Source organism: Enterococcus pseudoavium NBRC 100491, from assembly GCF_001544295.1.
Lineage (GTDB): Bacteria > Bacillota > Bacilli > Lactobacillales > Enterococcaceae > Enterococcus_A > Enterococcus_A pseudoavium.
The window spans coordinates 15846-33083 of the sequence record NZ_BCQF01000002.1; the positions used below are offsets into that span (position 1 = coordinate 15846).

Genomic DNA, 17238 nt, shown 5'->3' on the forward strand with positions numbered 1-17238 from the left:
AGTAATGTTAGTTTCATATAAATGGTTAAATGAGTATGTCAATGTCAAAGATGTGACACCTAAAGAATTAGCCGATCGTCTTTCCTTAACAGGAATCGAGGTTGAAGGTTTAGAATCTCCGGAAGAAGGGTTAAAAAAAATCGTCGTCGGTGATGTGAAAGAATGTATTCCACATCCCGATTCAGATCATTTATCAATCTGCCAAGTGGATATTGGGACAGAAGAATTATCACAGATTGTTTGTGGAGCACCGAATATTAAAGCTGGCGTGAAAGTTATCGTGGCATTGCCGGGTTCGCGGATCGCAGGCAATGTAAAAATTAAAAAAGGTAAAATGCGCGGTCAAGTTTCAAATGGTATGATCTGTTCGTTGCAAGAATTAGGTTATAGTGAATCAGTGATTCCCAAAGAATTTGCTGAAGGCATCTATTATTTGCCTGCAGACGCAAGTGTGGGTGAGCCTGTTTTTCCTTATTTGGAAATGGATGATACGATCATTGATCTTTCAATCACCCCGAACCGTGCAGATGCATTAAGTATTCGAGGGGTCGCTCATGAGGTGGCGGCAATCTACAATAAAAATGTAACTTTTCCAGCTGTGGAATTAACGGAAACGGATCAAAAAGCGAGTGATCGAATCAAGGTATCAGTAACTGATAAAAATGATGCGCCCCACTATGAAATCCGCATTATCGAAGATGTAAAAATTGGGCCTAGTCCTCAATGGTTACAAAATCGCTTGATGAATGAAGGGATTCGACCTATCAGCAATGTGGTCGATGTGACAAATTACATTTTATTATTATTCGGTCAACCATTACATGCCTTTGACTACGATAAATTAGGCAGTCAAGAGATTGTAGTGCGTCGTGGAAAAGAAAATGAAGCTTTCACAACCTTAGATGGGGTGGAACGCAACTTGAATCCAGAAAATATCGTCATTACAAATGGTGAAGTGCCCGTTGCCTTAGCAGGAGTCATGGGTGGTTTGGATTCAGAAATTTCAGCTGAGACAACAACGGTTGCGCTAGAGATGGCGATGTTTGACCATACCTCTGTGCGTCGGACTTCACAAAGTTACAATTTACGCAGTGAATCTTCCATGCGCTTTGAAAAAGGGATCAACCAAGGCGACATTAGTTTAGCTGGTGAAGTAGCCGCAGCGATGATCGCGGAGTTGGCTGATGGAAAAGTTTTACAAGGTGCCGTCAAAGGGAGCGAAATTCAAGCAAAAAATGTGGAAGTAAGCACAACCCTTGAACATGTTAATCGCTTTTTAGGGACGGAGCTGAGTCAAGAACAAGTAAATGATATCTTTAAAGCCCTTGGTTTTGCCACGAGTGTTAACGCAGGTGTGACGACGGTTAGCGTTCCGCCTCGTCGTTGGGATATTACGATTGAAGCAGATTTAATGGAAGAAATTGCCCGCATTTACGGCTACAATAATTTGCCTTCGACATTACCGGAAGGTCAAACCGTTGCTGGCTTTTTAACAGAAGCTCAAAAAGCAACTAGAAAAGTTCGGAATCTTTTAGAAGGTGCGGGTTTGACAGAAGCAATCAGCTACGCGCTTACAACTGAAGCAAAAGCCCAACAGTTTTTATTGGCAGAAAGCAAAGTGACGCGGGTGGCTTGGCCAATGAGCGAAGACCGTTCAACGATGCGTTTGAATTTGATCAGCGGACTTTTGGAAGATTTAGCGTACAACGTTGCTCGGAAAAATAATGATGTAGCTTTTTATGAAATCGGTCATGTGTTCTACCAAGACAACGATCCTAAAAAAGATCTGCCGATCGAACAAAATCATGTTGCTCTTGCCGTGACCGGCAATGCAGTGGGTAAAGCTTGGTCAAATAAAGCGGAAGCTTATGACTATTACACAATTAAAGGCATGGTTGAAGCATTAATTGAAGGATTAGGCTTGACAGAAGAAATTTCTTATCAGGCGCTTCAAATAACTGAAATGCATCCTGGTCAAACGGCAGGAATCTACTTAGACGAAACATTAATCGGTTTTGTTGGTCAAGTCCATCCTAAGATTGCGAAGAGCTATGAATTGAAATCAGCCTTTGTTGCTGAATTGAATTTAGATGCTTTGATCACATTCGAAAAAGCACCGCTAGTTTTTGAAGCTGTTTCAAAATATCCAGCGGTCAGCCGTGACATTGCTATGTTAGTAAATGAAGAAAATACCAATGCGGAAATTGCCGAAGTTATTCAAGCTGCTGCCGGGAAATTTTTAACGAAACTTCAAGTTTTTGATGTTTATCAAGGTGAAAACATCGAAGCGGGTAAAAAATCGATGGCTTACAATTTAACTTTCGCAAATCCTGAAGCAACTTTAACCGATGAAGAAATCAATCGTATGATGACGAAAGTCACAAAGAATTTAACAGAAAAATTACAAGCGGTTATTCGTTAGTAAAAGGACAACATAAAACAACAGCCCACAAAAGTTCTTCTTTTGTGGGCTGTTGTTACTTTTAACTGGCGGCAATTTCACTAGTAACAACCACATCAACACCAGTATTTAACAGGTTTTTGATCGCGATATCACCGATGTTGACCGGAGCTTGTAGTTTCACTTGGTTGATTTCTTCCATCACTTTTAAAACTGAATCTTTTGGGATGGCATCGGCAGTTTTGACCGAACAAACGCGGGCATTTCCACCTTTTACAGAAACCGTTGAAGTCACTACTCGAACGGGATTGGTTGCTTCAGCTTGACCGTATTTTACGCCTTTATTACAACTGTTTCCGCTAACTAGATAATCATGATCTTCATCGACTGTCAAGTGACAGCCTTTTGGACACATGATACAAATAAATTGTTTCATGCTTTTACTACCTCCTCAACACAAATTTCGATTTCACCATTTAGGGCTTTGTCTAAGACTTTTTTTGAAAGCTTGATTTTTTCCATTTCACCAGGCACAATGTAACTTTTTTTCTGTTTAGCTAAGACTTCGCCTTGTGATTTGATTAAAATTTGGCTATCAGCGAAGACTTGATTCACTCGGAAGAAGACTTCAACTTTTCGTTCCACCTGTTCGCTGCGAATTTTTTGCGGAACAACATAAGTCACATGTTGACCATTTTGGACAGTGAGGCAATTGGTGGGTGCTAATTTTTGTTCTAAAATATATTCAGCCGCGGCACTGCCGGCTCGAATGCTTTCGGCAGTCACGAAATCGACTAGATCATGGACGTGTACGACATTCCCGCAGGCAAAAATCCCCGGCACCGAAGTTTCCATATTTTCGTAAACGAAGGGACCGCTCGTTTTACTATCCAAAGCGAGATTAGCATCACGGCTAAGTTCGTTTTCGGGAATCAAGCCCACCGAGAGTAAAATCGTATCGCAATCAAAAGTCTGTTCAGTTCCAGCTATCGGCTGGCGTTTTTCATCGACTTTTGAAACAACGACTTGCTCTACACGGCTTTTACCGCGAATCTCAGTAATCGTGTGAGATAGCAGTAGTGGAATTTCATAATCATCTAGACATTGAACAATATTACGAGTTAGCCCGCCAGAATAAGGCATGACTTCAACGCAGGCTAAAACTTCTGCACCTTCCAATGTCATTCGGCGCGCCATAATTAATCCGATATCACCAGACCCTAAAATAATGACTTTTTTTCCAACTAAATACCCTTCCATATTTACATAGCGCTGAGCGGAGCCTGCGGTATAGACCCCCGCTGGACGGCTGCCGGCAATTCCGATTGCACCGCGAGTTCGCTCGCGACAGCCCATTGCAAAGACCACTGCTTTGGTTTTTAAAATTTGATAACCGCGCTCTTTGTTAACAAGGTGAACTTCTTTTTCTTCAGTAACTTCTAAAACCATTGTATCTAAAAGAACTTGAATATTCGTTGCTTGGATTTTAGTGATAAAGCGGGCAGCATATTCCGGACCAGTTAATTCTTCTTTAAAATAATGTAGCCCAAAGCCATTATGAATACATTGATTTAAAATACCACCAAGTTTTTGGTCACGTTCAATGATTAAAATATCTTTTACACCTTTTTCATAAGCGGCTATTGCGGCTGCTAAGCCAGCGGGACCACCGCCAATTACGATTAAGTCATGCATTCTTAACGGGCTCCTTTCGTTGTCGCGACTAAGATTTGACTACCTTCGCGATCTTGTAAAATTTCTAAAGGCGTTTTATTTAATTCATCAGCTAAAATATCAACGACTCGTGGTCCGCAAAATCCACCTTGACAGCGACCCATACCAGCATTACAGCGGCGCTTGATACCGTCTACTGAAACCGGTGGAATAGGGGAGTGGGCAGCAGCTCTGATTTCACCTTCAGTGATTGTTTCACAGCGACAAATCACTCTACCGTAAGTGCTGTCGTTAGCGATTGCTTCATTTTTTTCTGGAATAGTTAATTCCTGAAAGAAAAGTTTTTCTCGAGAATCAATAAATGCGCTCTTTTGCTCGAACCGCTGACCGATCGAGTGTTCTAATAACTCGATTCCGTAGACAGCGATTGCCGGAGCGGAGGTGAGGCCCGGCGATTTAATGCCAGCTAAATCAATGAATCCAGGGGCTGCCACTTGGATAATGAAGTCGTCTCGAGTACTGTTGGCACGAACACCAGAAAAATTTCGAATGGATTGTCGCAAATTTAGTTCGGCAACTGATTTACGAGCCAATTCTGCTACGTTTCGTAAGCCGGCAGCAGTATTGCCAGTGTCTATTCCACTATCGAGTTCATTACGTTCTAAAGCTTCTGAATTTGGCCCTACAATCAAGTTTCCATGGACAGTCGGGCTGACTAAAACACCTTTTCCGATCTTAGAAGGGCACTGAAAAACCACGTGTTTAACGACAGTTCCTTCAGATTTATCCAATAAATAATATTCGCCGCGATTGGGTGTGATTTCAAAATTGGGTTCAGCAATCAGGTTATGAATATCATCGGAATGAACGCCTGCTGCATTGAAGACGTATTTTGTTTGAAAAACCCCTTGATTTGTTGTGATTTCGTATCCTGCTTCAAATTGTTCGATTTTAAGCACGCGATTATTTAAGGCGATTTCGACGCCATTTTTGACAGCTGTCTCTGCTAAAGCGAGGCAAAATTCCCAAGGATTTACAATCGCGGCAGTCGGGGCATAAAGGGCACCTTGACTTTGTTTTGAAAGATTCGGTTCTTTTTCATGGAGCGCTTGTTGGTCCAATAATTCCAGATCTTTTACGCCATTTTGGATTCCACGCTGATACAGTGTTTGAAGCAGTTCTAATTCTTCTTCAGAAAAAGCGACGACAAGAGAGCCGATTTGATTGTAGTGAACTGAAAGTTTTTGGCATAATTCTTTAGCCCGCTCAGCACCTTCAACATTTAATTTAGCCATCAAAGTCCCAGGTTCAGGATCGTAACCGGCATGCAAGATCGCACTGTTTGCGCGTGTTGCCCCCAAACTGATATCGTTTTCAGCTTCTAAAACAAGTGTTTTTAAATCAAGTTTGCCTAATTCGTAGGCTGTGGCTGCACCAACAATTCCGCAACCGATTACAATTACATCATACATAAATATTCCTCCCGCATAGTTGAGCTATTCCTCATTATATTTTCAGTGAAATGAGTACAATAAAAAAGAGTATAGGAAACAGCCGCCAATGTCTGTTGGCGTTTGTTTGCTATACTCTTTTTATCTCTTCTAGCTAGTATTTAATTATCTGTAGTATAACACCTTTATAAAGCCTCAACAATCATTAAATTGACCAAATGCTACTTTCTGTAGTCGAAACTGCTAGGCTGCCAGCCCCCAAAGCACCCATAATGTCTTCTTTATCACGAATCAAGCCGCCGACAATCAGTGGTTTTTTGGCATGGGTCGCCAGCTCTTTGATGATTTTTGGCGAAACATTAGGCAATACTTCGACTAAGTCAGCTTCCGTAATATTCAACTGGCGATCGATATTTGCTAAAGCAGAAGAATCTAACAAAAAAAAGCGCTGAATCGCTAATAATTGATGTTTTTTTGCCTGTCGAATAATGGCAGGCTTGGTTGAAATGATGCCATCAAAGGCAGTAGCTTGTTTGATATAGTCGATAGCCTTCTCATCGGAGGATAAACCTTTGACTAAATCTGCATGCAAAATTGCTATTTTACCTCTAGCTTTGATTTTCGCGGATAGTTCAGCTAACTCCATTAAATGAGATTGGAGAACAAAAATAACTTCGCTTTCTGAATTAAGTGCAACGTTTAGTTCAGTTTGATTTTTCAACGCTGCAATAACCGGAGCTACTTCTAATTTTTGATATAGTTCATGACTGTTCATCGTTTATAACTCCTTAAATTTACTCACAATTCATTTTACCATGATAAAAAAAGAAGCAAAAGGGGAATCCAGTTTAGCGCGTGCTCCTGAAGGCTATTTTTTAAACTATTTTAAAAGAGCTGAAGCGAAAAAAGGTAGCGCTCTAACAAAAAAATGTGTCTTCGAGTCGTGAAGCGCTTTGGGCAAATTAGGAGCAATAAGTCATGCTTGAGTTTATCCGAAAATTATCTCTGATAAATTAGTAAAAGAACTATTTTATAGGAAAAAGCGCTCGAGTAATCGAGCGCTTTTAGTTTAGTTAAAATAATTGATGCCCATCGCTTGTTTTACTTCACTTAATGTTTTAGCAGCGACTGCTTGGGCTTTTTCACTGCCGCCTTTTAACATTTCCATAATTGCTTCTGGATCTTTGGCATATTCTTCACGCCGAGCGCGAATCGGTCCAAACTCAGCTTCTAAAACGTCAATCAAGTAACGCTTGATTTTGACATCTCCAAGTCCGCCGCGGCGGTAATGTTCTTTTAGTTCAGCGATTTTTTCTTTATCTGTTCCGAAAACGTCTAAATAAGTAAAAACCATATTGCCTTCAACTTGACCAGGATCTTCAACGTGAATATGATTTGGATCGGTATACATACTCATAACTTTCTTCGCCAATACATCAGCTGAATCTGCTAAATAAATACCGTTTCCTAATGACTTACTCATTTTACCATTACCGTCAATGCCAGGTAAACGACCTTGGCCTTTTTCAGGGAAGACCCCTTTTGGCTCTACAAGGACATCTCCATATGTGTGATTGAAACTTTGAACGATTTCTTGCGTCTGTTCTAACATAGGTTTCTGATCTTCACCAACAGGTACAAGATTTGCTTTGAAGGCAGTGATATCAGCGGCTTGAGAAACCGGATAGATAAAGAAGCCCGTAGGAACACTTTCACCGAATTTTTTTTGTTCAATCTCAGATTTTACGGTTGGATTGCGACGAACCCGACCGACACTGACAAGATTTAAATAGTACATCGTCAACTCTGCTAATTCCGGAATTTGTGATTGGATAAAGAGGGTTGAACGTTTAGGATCAAGTCCGACTGCTAAGTAGTCCAAAGCTACTTGTAAAACATTTGAAGAAACTTTTTCCGGATTTTTTGCATTATCGGTTAATGCTTGCATATCAGCAATCATGATAAACAATTCATTTTCAAGATCTGCTTGCATCTTTACACGATTTTTTAACGAACCAACATAGTGGCCTAAGTGTAATTGGCCGGTTGGTCGATCACCGGTTAGAATGATATTTTTCATTAACTCACCTTTTCATAAAAATTCTATCGCTAGTCTCTTCAAATCTTACCTTTTTTTTTCAAACATGACAACTCTTATTACTATTTTTATCAAAAGGAAAAACTGGTCTTGTGTAACAAAACCTAACATAAGGATGAGAAAAATTGAAAGACTTTTTGCTTAGGGCGAGTTTTTTTCTTTACAAATTAAAAAAACTTCGCTTATAATTAAGCTTATATTGGAAAGATTAGAAAATACTAAGGATAATGGGGTGGTTAGACATGCCAATGGTTGAATTTAAGCATGTAGAAAAATACTATGGAAAGTTTCATGCGTTGAAAGATATTAATTTGACTTTCGACAAAGGTGAAGTCGTTGTGGTAATCGGACCATCTGGGTCAGGGAAAAGTACCATGTTACGCTGTATCAATGGTTTAGAAGAGATTACTTCGGGTCAATTATTAGTGAATGGAAAAGATTTACACAGTAAAGAAGTGAAGCTGAAAGAAGTTCGTAAAAATATCGGAATGGTCTTTCAACATTTTAATCTTTACCCGAACAAAACGGCCTTGGAGAACATTACGATGGCACCGATTAAGGTTTTAAAACAATCTCCAGAGGAGGCAACTAAAGCGGCCGAGAAATTATTAGATCGAGTAGATATGTTAGATAAGAAAGATTCTTATCCTTCGATGTTATCCGGTGGTCAGCAGCAGCGGATTGCTATTGCGCGTGGCTTGGCAATGAATCCTGACTTGTTGCTTTTTGATGAGCCAACGTCAGCGCTCGATCCAGAAATGATCGGTGATGTTTTAAATGTTATGAAAAAGATTGCTCGTGACGGAATGTCAATGATTGTGGTAACTCATGAAATGGGCTTTGCAAAAGAAGTTGCCGATCGCATCATTTTCATGGCGGATGGCGAAGTCTTAGAAGAAACAAGAGATGTCAAAGGCTTCTTTGAAAAACCACAAGATGAACGAGCGCAACTGTTTGTCAGCAAAGTAATCAATCACTAGGAGGCGGCTTATGTCGAAGATGAAAAGAATAATCTCTTTGCTATTTCTTCCGTTGCTGCTCATGCTAGTTTTGTCTGGATGTAAAGGAGAGAGCGTTGCCAACGAGAACATAGCGAAACGAATAAAAGAAGAACCCACAATTATTTGGGGAGTAAAATATGATACGCGTTTATTCGGGATGATGGATATTAAAACGCGGCAAGTAGAAGGTTTTGATATCGACATTGCCAAGGCCATCACAAAAGAAATTCTTGGCGAAGAGGGTAAAGCCGAATTTGTTGAAGTAACTTCAAAAACCCGGATTCCCTTGCTGAAAAATGGGAATATCGATGCGATTATCGCGACGATGACGATTACCGAGGATCGGAAAAAACAAGTTGATTTTTCTGACATTTATTTTGATGCTGGTCAATCTTTATTGGTTAAAAAGGGCAGTCCGATCAAAAGTGTCAAAGACTTGACGGCTGATGATACTGTTTTAGCTGTTAAAGGTTCAACCTCCACCATCAATATTCGCAAGCATGCACCAGATGCTAAAATTTTAGAATTAGAAAATTATGCTGAAGCATTCACAGCGTTACAGTCTGGTCAAGGTCAGGCGATGACGACAGATAATGCGATTTTATTAGGAATGGCCTCAGAAAATGATAACTATGAATTAACTGGTGGAACATTTACCAATGAGCCCTATGGGATTGCAATCAATAAGGGGCAAGACGACTTTCTTGAGGAAGTCAATCAAGCCTTGCACAAAATGCATGATAACGGCACCTACAACAAAATTTTTGAGAAATGGTTCCCTAAAGATGCAGAAGGTCGTGCGAAGAAGGGGGCACAGTTCTAATGACAGAATTATTTCAAACCTACTCAGCTGATTTTGTCAGCGGCTTTAAGTTTACGATTTACGCAAGTTTGTTAGCTTTGTTCTTTAGTTTGATTATCGGAACGCTGATGGCAATTTTGCAATTGTCCCATAATCGAATTATCCGCAGTTTGGCAAAAGCCTATGTTGCATTTTTCCGAAACATTCCATTACTGATTATTGTGATGTTTTTCTACGTTGTAGCACCGCTGTATTTCTACAGCTTCGACGGGTTTCAAGCCGGAACAATTGGTTTGACGATTTACACGTCAGCCTTTATCGCAGAAACGGTGCGTTCAGGGATTCAAACAGTCCCTAAAGGGCAAATGGAAGCGGGGCTGTCTTCGGGCTTTTCTTACAGCGAAACATTACGTTATATTGTTTTGCCGCAAGCTTTTAAAATTGTCGTACCGCCATTAGGGAATCAATTTATCAACTTGATCAAAAACTCCTCAATTTTGGCGATGGTAGCCGGATTAGATTTGATGTATCAAGGGGATTTAATTGCCAGCAATACATTCAATACATTTGATACGTACATTATCGTCGGCCTGTTTTATTTGATCTTGACACTGCCATTATCTTATCTAATGAATTATTTGGATAAGAATTGGGCCAATGCCTAAAGAAAGGAAGGAATAACATATGAGTGATGCTTTTTCATGGATCAATATCCGATTCCTTTTGGATGGGCTATGGGTAACGATCCAGGTCTCGATTGTTTCAATTATTTTCAGTATGGTTCTGGGGGGGATTGCTGGAACCGTCCGCTATAGCAATATCCCAGTTCTTTCGAAGATTGTCGGTTTGCTAGTAGATATCATTCGAAATTTACCATTATTACTGATTATTTTCTTCACCTATTTCGCTTTACCACAAATTGGAATCAAGCTGAATATTTTTTGGGCAGCAGTTGCGGCCTTAACGATTTTTGAGTCGGCGATGCTATCTGAAATATTCCGTGCTGGCTTGAATGCAGTGCCGGAAGGTCAAACAGAAGCAGGTCTGTCATCCGGTTTTACTTATGTTCAAACTTTGACACTGATTGTGATACCTCAAGCGTTTAAATCGATGTTGCCAGCAATTTTGAGTCAATTGATCTCGTTGATCAAGGATACGTCTTTAGCGGTAATTATTTCATTACCTGAATTGACACATAATGCCAAAATTATTTATGGTCAAAACACCAATTATGTCATCCCAATGTTTATTGCGATGACTGCGATGTATTTTGTAGTATGTTACTTGTTATCGTTAGTTTCTAACTTTTTAGAAACTAGTAAATACAACTATTAAAAAAAGGCGAAGCTTTCTACTAAATGAGAGAGCTTCGCCTTTTTATTCAATCAGGGGGTAGTTTTCCCGCCCTTTTATTCTTTTTCTTCTTCTGTTTTTCGTTCGGTTTCTTTCATTGCAGGATCTTCGTAAACAGCTCCTGCTTGTGTTTTACCTAATTTTTCTAGCGTACTTGGTTCATGGTCTGTGCTGTCTTCTTGCTTTTTCTGCTCAACAGCTTTTTCGGTAGCTTTGCTAGCAGGGTCTTGATTACGGGCGCCAGCAGAAACTTTTCCTAAATTTTCAGTCAGTTCTTTTTTGTCCATTTTCATCAACTCCTCTTAATAATAAGTGTAGCATTGATTGTTATCCATTCAAAAGAAAACGCTTTTTTCTTAATGAAGTTCTGGGGCTTGAAATATTTTGTCAAAAAGTGGAAAATAGGGTGATACTTGGAACTAGATGGAGATGAGCATTTTTGGCAAATGAAAGACCAATTGGATTTATCGATTCTGGTGTCGGCGGGTTGACGGTTGTCAAAGAAGCAATGCGTCAGTTACCAAATGAAGAAATTTTGTATTTAGGAGACACGGCCCGTTGCCCATACGGCCCCCGACCAGCAGCACAAGTGATTGAATTTACTTGGCAAATGACCCGCTTTTTATTGAAAAAAAATATAAAGCTGCTAGTAATTGCCTGTAATACAGCAACGGCAGTAGCATTAGAAGAAATCAAACAAACTATTGATATTCCCGTTATTGGTGTGATTCAACCTGGCTCTCGAGCCGCCTTAAAAGCAAGCGAGACCGGTCGCGTCGGGGTAATTGGTACTTTAGGAACGGTTAAGAGTGGTTCTTATGAAAATGAATTACGTAAGAAAGCTCCTGAGACATATGTGTCTAGCTTAGCCTGCCCTAAATTTGTACCGATTGTTGAAAGTAACCAGTTTAATAGTTCTGTAGCCAAGAAGATTGTTTCCCATACATTGGCCCCTTTGAAACGGGAAAAATTGGATACCTTGATTATGGGCTGCACCCACTATCCTTTGTTGCGGCCGATTATTCAAAACGTAATGGGACAAGAAGTTATCTTGATTGATTCTGGAGCAGAAACGATCAATGATGTCAGCACATTATTGGATTACTTCAATTTGAATAATTATCAACACGCTGCCACAAAGTCTAGAATTTTTTATACAACTGGCTCGCCTAAAATGTTTAAAGATATTGCAAGTGAATGGTTGAATATTCGAGATTTAGCAGTGACACATATTGATTTAGGAGGAGAATAAACTTGCGACATGATGGAAGAAGCGCCCAACAATTGCGGCCGATAAAAATCGAAACGAATGTATTTAAACATCCAGAAGGGTCGGTAGTTATTTCTTTTGGTGATACTAAAGTCATCTGTTCCGCGACTTTAGAAGATTCAGTCCCGCCTTTTTTAAGAGGAAGTGAGACGGGCTGGGTGACTGCGGAGTACAGTATGCTACCTCGAGCAACGAATACACGGAATCGCCGTGAAAGTGCCAAAGGAAAGTTGACTGGACGAACGATGGAAATTCAGCGGCTAATTGGTCGTTCTTTACGAGCTGTGATTGATTTAGAAAAACTAGGTGAACGCAACATCATCGTTGATTGTGATGTTGTCCAAGCCGATGGCGGTACACGTACAGCTAGCATTACTGGCGGATTTGTTGCATTGCGTTTAGCAATCAATAAGTTATTGGCAAGTGGTGAATTAGCTGAAGATCCGATTAAGGAGCATTTAGCAGCTATCAGTGTTGGAATCTTACCTGATGGAACAGTGGTCACCGATTTGGACTATCAGGAAGACTCAGCAGCTGCAGTGGACATGAATCTAGTGCTGACTGAGTCAGGGCGTTTTGTTGAAATTCAGGGGACGGGTGAAGAATCTACTTTTGATGATGATGAATTGAACGCGTTGATTCTACATGGAAAAACGGCGATTGAAGAATTGATTGCCAATCAAAAAGAAGCACTGCTTACAGAAGTTGAAACGGCTGATAAAACAATTGTAATTGCTACCCGTAATCCAGGAAAAGCTAAAGAGTTTGCTGCACTTTTTGCAAAAGCAGGATATCAAACGAAAACCTTATTGGATTATCCAGATTTGCCAGATGTTGAAGAAACGGGGAAAACTTTTGAAGAAAACGCGCGTTTGAAGGCGGAAACGATTGCTCAAATTTTACAGCAGCCAGTTTTAGCTGATGATTCTGGGTTAGCAGTGGATGCCTTAAACGGTTTACCGGGAATCTTTTCAGCGCGTTTTGCCGGGGAACGGAAAAGCGATGCTGCAAACAATGCGAAATTACTGCATGAATTGACCGATGTTCCTGATGAAAAGCGGACGGCTCATTTCCATTGCACATTAGTTTTTGCTGCTCCACAAAAAGAAAGTTTAGTAGTAGAGGCGGATTGGGATGGTCGGATCGGCCGAATTCCCCAAGGAGATAATGGCTTTGGTTACGATCCATTATTTATTGTACCTGGCTTTGGAAAAACTTCGGCTGAATTGTCCAGTGAAGAAAAAAATCAAATCAGTCATCGAGGAATGGCGGTTAAAAAACTTGAGCAGGTTTGGCAGAATTGGTTGGAGGGAAATAAATGAAATATTTAGTTGTTAGCGATAACCACGGTGATCGTAATATTTTGGTTGAAATCGTGAATCGCTATGTCGATCAAGTAGACCATATGTTTCATTGCGGTGATTCAGAGTTAAAAGCTACCGATGAACTTTGGCAGCACTTTACAGTTGTTACTGGCAATTGTGATTACGATCCTGGTTACCAAAAAGAACAAGTTGTTAAAATTGGCGATGATACGATTTACCTGACGCATGGTCATTTATCTAATGTACGCTTTGGTTTGACGATGCTTTCGTTACAGGCACAAGAAAAGGGCGCAAACATTGCTTTGTTTGGACATATTCACCAAGCGGTAGCTGAAATGGACAAAAACATCCTCTTTGTCAATCCGGGAAGTATTTCACAGCCACGCGGTCCAATCCAAATCCCTAGCTATGCAATTATTGACAGCGAAGAAACAAACTACCACGTTCAGTTTTATAATCGATCGCATCAAGTGATTGAAGAATTAGCAGCTGATTTTGAACGTTAGTTCCTAATTTTTATTAAATATTTGGGTAAAAAGCGTTTTCTTATAGCTGTTGAGGTAAAATTGAAATAGAGAAATTAGAACGGAGGCGTCATATGATTAGTCCCGCAATTGAACAATTGATGAGAGATCATAAAGAAAATATGATGATCCCAGCAGAAAATGTTGCTAACGTAATAAAGGAACATCCTTTAGAACATGCCTTACTGCTTTTATCGCAGGCAGGCTATTCAACCATCCCTGTGCTGGATAGAGAAGATCATTTTGTTGGTTTACTGAGCTTGAATGATATTGTCAAAAAGATGTTGGGGATCGATGGTATTGATATATCCAATTTAGAAGAATTAACAGTAGCTGATGTTATGAAGACAGAGGTTGCTGTCATGCGTCCTGATGCAGAATTGGAAGATGTACTGCATCTTTTAGTCGATGCATCATTTTTACCGGTTTTAGATAATGAGGGTGTCTTTTGCGGGATTGTGACTCGTAGAGAAATTTTAAAAGCAGTTAATTACACTTTCCATACAATCGAAAGGAAAAATCCTGAAACTAAATTGATTTTTCATGCCAATTCACCAAGTTAAGTCAAAAGATCCTGAAAAGGGTCTTTTTCTTTTGCTCAAAATAGTGTCGTAGTAAGTGTCCGGTAGCGATAAATTGACAAGTAAAAGTGAACATGCTATTTTAATCAAGTGTTTAAACAGTAACGATTACAGTTAAGTTCACTAAATAAATCAAGAACAAACAAAATTAAGAGAGGTATTGAAATGGCAAAAAAAGCAAAAATCATTAAAATGCAAAAGCAACAGGCTTTGATTGAACAATATGCAGAACAACGGGCAGCTTTAAAAGCAGTTGGCGATTATGACGGATTAGCAAAATTACCCCGTGATTCAAATCCCAACCGGTTAAAGCGCCGCGATTTGATTGACGGCCGGCCAAGAGGGTATATGCGTAAATTTGGCATGTCTCGTATTAAATTCCGCGAATTGGCTCATAAGGGTCAAATTCCCGGTGTCAAAAAGGCTAGTTGGTAAAATCAGCATGAAACAAAAAACCGACATACGAATGAATTCGTCTGTCGGTTTTTTTGTTTTTATAAATGTTCTATTTCACAGGTGTAATCGGCACGCTTGGGATAGTGAAATCATTTTGAGTCAATGTTTTTACATAAGCCTTTAGAAATTCTTCCTGTAGCTTAAATTGTTTTCCGTTAGTTACATATAAAACCGTGCGAATGGCGTAATTACTATTGCCTAAGTCGACCAGTCCAAAGATAGTCGGTCCATCAAAAATATCTGCTTGGAATTCTTTCGCTAGTTTTTGATTGGCTTCTTCAATCAAGTGGCTGATGCGATCATATCCTTCGTTCGGTTCGATCCGCACCTCGACTTTGACTTGCATATGCGCCCGCGAGAGATTACTGATGGTCGTAATATTACGATTAGGGATAAAATGAACGGTTCCATCGGATGACTTCATTTGGAGCATTCGAATGCCCACTGAGGTCACAGTTCCTTCGATCTGAAGGTTCGTTAAATGAATATAATCGCCGACATCGATTTGTTGTTCCATAATCAGGAAAAAGCCGGTGATAATATCATTAGTGAACCCTTGTGCACCTAACCCAATGGCGATCCCGGCGATCCCGGCACCTGCCAACAGTGAACCAACTGGAATCCCTAGCGTATCCAGAATTGAATAAAGGAAAAAGAAGAACAGTGTATAAGAAAAAATATTCATTGTCAGAGCATGAATCGTTTCGATCCTAGTAGCATTATCAACCATTTTTTTCTTTTGCCGATCAAAAGATTGGGTGATCAAGAAGCTCCCGATTTTTCGGATTAGATAGAATAGAATCAACACTGCTAAAATGGTGAATCCTTTTTGAATCAAAATAGAAAATACTTGATCCCAATCAATCGTCTGCCAGTATCTTTGCCAAGCAGACAGCTGTTTCGTTGCTTGATCAACGACATTGACAGTACTAGAGTCAACAGTTTGTGAAGTCATTAAAAACATAACGCACTCCTATCTTAAACTTTAAGAAAGTAAATTTTTAGTCCATTAGGCAAATCTGTCAGAGAGGAGGAAACGCTCCCCACAGAGCGACCTTTAGAATCACGACTTAATTGCTATCAGCGAATAAAAATAGTGTAACAATTTTCTGTATTTCTGTCGACTAATGTAAAAAATAGTTTTTTCAGAAAATTGAAAAAATCCATGACAATGATGAAAGAAAGTGATAGACTTACCATTAAATAAGAAGGAGATGATAAAATGGTGGATATAAAATGGGAAGAATTAGGTTTTGATTATATTAAAACGCCTTTCCGCTATATTTCTCATTGGAAAAACGGGCAATGGGATGACGGCGTATTGACAGAGGATAATACGATCACCATTAATGAAGGCTCTACCTGTCTCCATTACGGCCAAGAATGTTTTGAAGGCTTGAAGGCTTATCGTCGTAAAGATGGAAAAATCAATTTATTTCGACCGGATGAAAATGCTAAGCGTTTAAACAAAAGTGCGGAACGTTTGCAGATGCCAGCTGTTCCCGAAGAGAAGTTTATTGATGCAGTGATGCAGGTAGTACGCGCGAATGAAGAGTATGTTCCACCATATGGAACGGGAGCAACTTTATATTTACGTCCGTATTTAATTGGTGTCGGTCCTAATATTGGGATTATCCCCGCACCAGAATATTTATTTGGGGTCTTCTGTATGCCAGTAGGTCCGTATTTCAAAGGTGGGATGTCGCCAAGTAATTTTATCGTTTCAGAATACGACCGAGCTGCGCCTTATGGAACCGGGGCGGCAAAAGTCGGCGGAAACTATGCAGCCAGTTTATTACCGGGGCAAATCGCTCACGACCGGAACTTTTCGGACTGTATCTATCTGGATCCCGCCACTCATACAAAAATCGAAGAAGTGGGCTCAGCGAATTTCTTCGGAATTACTCATGATGATCAATTCATTACGCCAAAATCACCGTCAATTTTACCAAGTATTACAAAATACTCGCTATTGTATTTGGCAAAGGAACGCTTCGGACTGGAAGCGATCGAAGGGGACGTGCGATTAGCGGAATTGGATAAATTTGCAGAAGCAGGGGCCTGTGGAACTGCGGCAATTATTACTCCGATTGCCGGAATCCAAAATGGTGATGATTTCCATGTATTTTACAGTGAGACGGAAGTAGGTCCAGTCACTAAAAAATTATATGATGAACTAGTTGGGATTCAATTTGGGGATGTTAACTCACCTGAAGGTTGGGTTTTTGAAGTTTAAGATAAATAGAAAAAACGCCGTTCATGTAGAATGGCGTTTTTTTGAATGGTTGAAAAAGCTAGGAGA

18 protein-coding genes are annotated in these 17238 nt (G+C 40.0%); 11 read left to right on the top strand and 7 right to left on the bottom strand.

Annotated elements, in window-relative coordinates; translation table 11 throughout:
• Positions 1-4 precede the first annotated feature (4 nt).
• Positions 5-2422 carry a phenylalanine--tRNA ligase subunit beta gene (pheT, locus tag EP1_RS01185; RefSeq protein ID WP_067622084.1) on the top strand — a complete coding sequence of 806 codons (2418 nt, stop codon included), beginning with the start codon at positions 5-7 and terminating at the stop codon, positions 2420-2422.
• 61 nt (positions 2423-2483) lie between these two features.
• Here pheT and EP1_RS01190 read toward each other — a convergent pair whose 3' ends face one another.
• The 5 genes from EP1_RS01190 to trpS form a co-directional block, all read right to left on the bottom strand.
• Positions 2484-2837: a DUF1667 domain-containing protein gene (locus tag EP1_RS01190; RefSeq protein WP_067622086.1), complete on the bottom strand. Its 354-nt coding sequence runs from the start codon at positions 2835-2837 to the stop codon at positions 2484-2486.
• The gene (locus tag EP1_RS01195; protein WP_067622088.1) at positions 2834-4096 is read right to left on the bottom strand and encodes an NAD(P)/FAD-dependent oxidoreductase; all 1263 of its coding nucleotides are present in this window, start codon (positions 4094-4096) and stop codon (positions 2834-2836) included. The genes EP1_RS01190 and EP1_RS01195 overlap by 4 nt, the downstream gene beginning before the upstream one ends.
• A gap of 2 nt (positions 4097-4098) precedes the next feature.
• Entirely contained in the window at positions 4099-5547 is a 1449-nt protein-coding gene (locus EP1_RS01200; protein ID WP_067622090.1) for an NAD(P)/FAD-dependent oxidoreductase, read from the bottom strand.
• A 184-nt stretch (positions 5548-5731) separates the two neighbouring features.
• A complete protein-coding gene (locus EP1_RS01205) occupies positions 5732-6301 on the bottom strand; it encodes a glycerol-3-phosphate responsive antiterminator (RefSeq protein ID WP_067622092.1) in 570 nt (189 codons plus the stop codon).
• A gap of 294 nt (positions 6302-6595) precedes the next feature.
• Complete coding sequence (trpS, locus tag EP1_RS01210) at positions 6596-7606, bottom strand: tryptophan--tRNA ligase (RefSeq protein WP_067622095.1); 1011 nt, start codon at positions 7604-7606, stop codon at positions 6596-6598.
• A 260-nt stretch (positions 7607-7866) separates the two neighbouring features.
• Between trpS and EP1_RS01215 the strand changes: the two genes are divergently transcribed.
• The 4 genes from EP1_RS01215 to EP1_RS01230 are packed head-to-tail and all read left to right on the top strand — an operon-like array spanning position 7867 to position 10762.
• Positions 7867-8604, top strand: a complete 738-nt coding sequence (locus EP1_RS01215) for an amino acid ABC transporter ATP-binding protein (RefSeq protein ID WP_067622098.1) — start codon at positions 7867-7869, stop codon at positions 8602-8604.
• A 10-nt stretch (positions 8605-8614) separates the two neighbouring features.
• Positions 8615-9448 carry a transporter substrate-binding domain-containing protein gene (locus EP1_RS01220; RefSeq protein ID WP_067622101.1) on the top strand — a complete coding sequence of 278 codons (834 nt, stop codon included), beginning with the start codon at positions 8615-8617 and terminating at the stop codon, positions 9446-9448.
• A complete protein-coding gene (locus EP1_RS01225; RefSeq protein WP_067622104.1) occupies positions 9448-10092 on the top strand; it encodes an amino acid ABC transporter permease in 645 nt (214 codons plus the stop codon). The genes EP1_RS01220 and EP1_RS01225 overlap by 1 nt, the downstream gene beginning before the upstream one ends.
• 19 nt (positions 10093-10111) lie before the next feature.
• A complete protein-coding gene (locus EP1_RS01230) occupies positions 10112-10762 on the top strand; it encodes an amino acid ABC transporter permease (protein WP_067622107.1) in 651 nt (216 codons plus the stop codon).
• A 74-nt stretch (positions 10763-10836) separates the two neighbouring features.
• Here EP1_RS01230 and EP1_RS01235 read toward each other — a convergent pair whose 3' ends face one another.
• Complete coding sequence (locus EP1_RS01235; protein ID WP_067622110.1) at positions 10837-11067, bottom strand: hypothetical protein; 231 nt, start codon at positions 11065-11067, stop codon at positions 10837-10839.
• A 152-nt stretch (positions 11068-11219) separates the two neighbouring features.
• Here EP1_RS01235 and racE point away from each other — a divergent pair, with 152 nt between their 5' ends.
• The 5 genes from racE to rpsN all read left to right on the top strand — a co-directional run bounded on the left by racE (position 11220) and on the right by rpsN (position 14915).
• Positions 11220-12032, top strand: coding sequence for a glutamate racemase (gene racE / locus EP1_RS01240; RefSeq protein WP_067622113.1), 813 nt, complete (start codon positions 11220-11222; stop codon positions 12030-12032).
• A 2-nt stretch (positions 12033-12034) separates the two neighbouring features.
• Positions 12035-13372: a ribonuclease PH gene (gene rph / locus EP1_RS01245; protein WP_067622116.1), complete on the top strand. Its 1338-nt coding sequence runs from the start codon at positions 12035-12037 to the stop codon at positions 13370-13372.
• Positions 13369-13881, top strand: a complete 513-nt coding sequence (locus tag EP1_RS01250) for a metallophosphoesterase (RefSeq protein WP_067622119.1) — start codon at positions 13369-13371, stop codon at positions 13879-13881. The genes rph and EP1_RS01250 overlap by 4 nt, the downstream gene beginning before the upstream one ends.
• A gap of 92 nt (positions 13882-13973) precedes the next feature.
• Positions 13974-14462, top strand: coding sequence for a cyclic-di-AMP-binding protein CbpB (gene cbpB / locus EP1_RS01255; RefSeq protein ID WP_067622122.1), 489 nt, complete (start codon positions 13974-13976; stop codon positions 14460-14462).
• Between the two features lie 183 nt (positions 14463-14645).
• Entirely contained in the window at positions 14646-14915 is a 270-nt protein-coding gene (gene rpsN / locus EP1_RS01260) for a 30S ribosomal protein S14 (protein WP_067622125.1), read from the top strand.
• A gap of 70 nt (positions 14916-14985) precedes the next feature.
• Here rpsN and EP1_RS01265 read toward each other — a convergent pair whose 3' ends face one another.
• The gene (locus EP1_RS01265; RefSeq protein ID WP_067622127.1) at positions 14986-15900 is read right to left on the bottom strand and encodes a mechanosensitive ion channel family protein; all 915 of its coding nucleotides are present in this window, start codon (positions 15898-15900) and stop codon (positions 14986-14988) included.
• Positions 15901-16158: 258 nt separating this feature from the next.
• Between EP1_RS01265 and EP1_RS01270 the strand changes: the two genes are divergently transcribed.
• Positions 16159-17172: a branched-chain amino acid aminotransferase gene (locus tag EP1_RS01270; protein ID WP_067622130.1), complete on the top strand. Its 1014-nt coding sequence runs from the start codon at positions 16159-16161 to the stop codon at positions 17170-17172.
• The last annotated feature ends 66 nt before the right edge of the window (positions 17173-17238 follow it).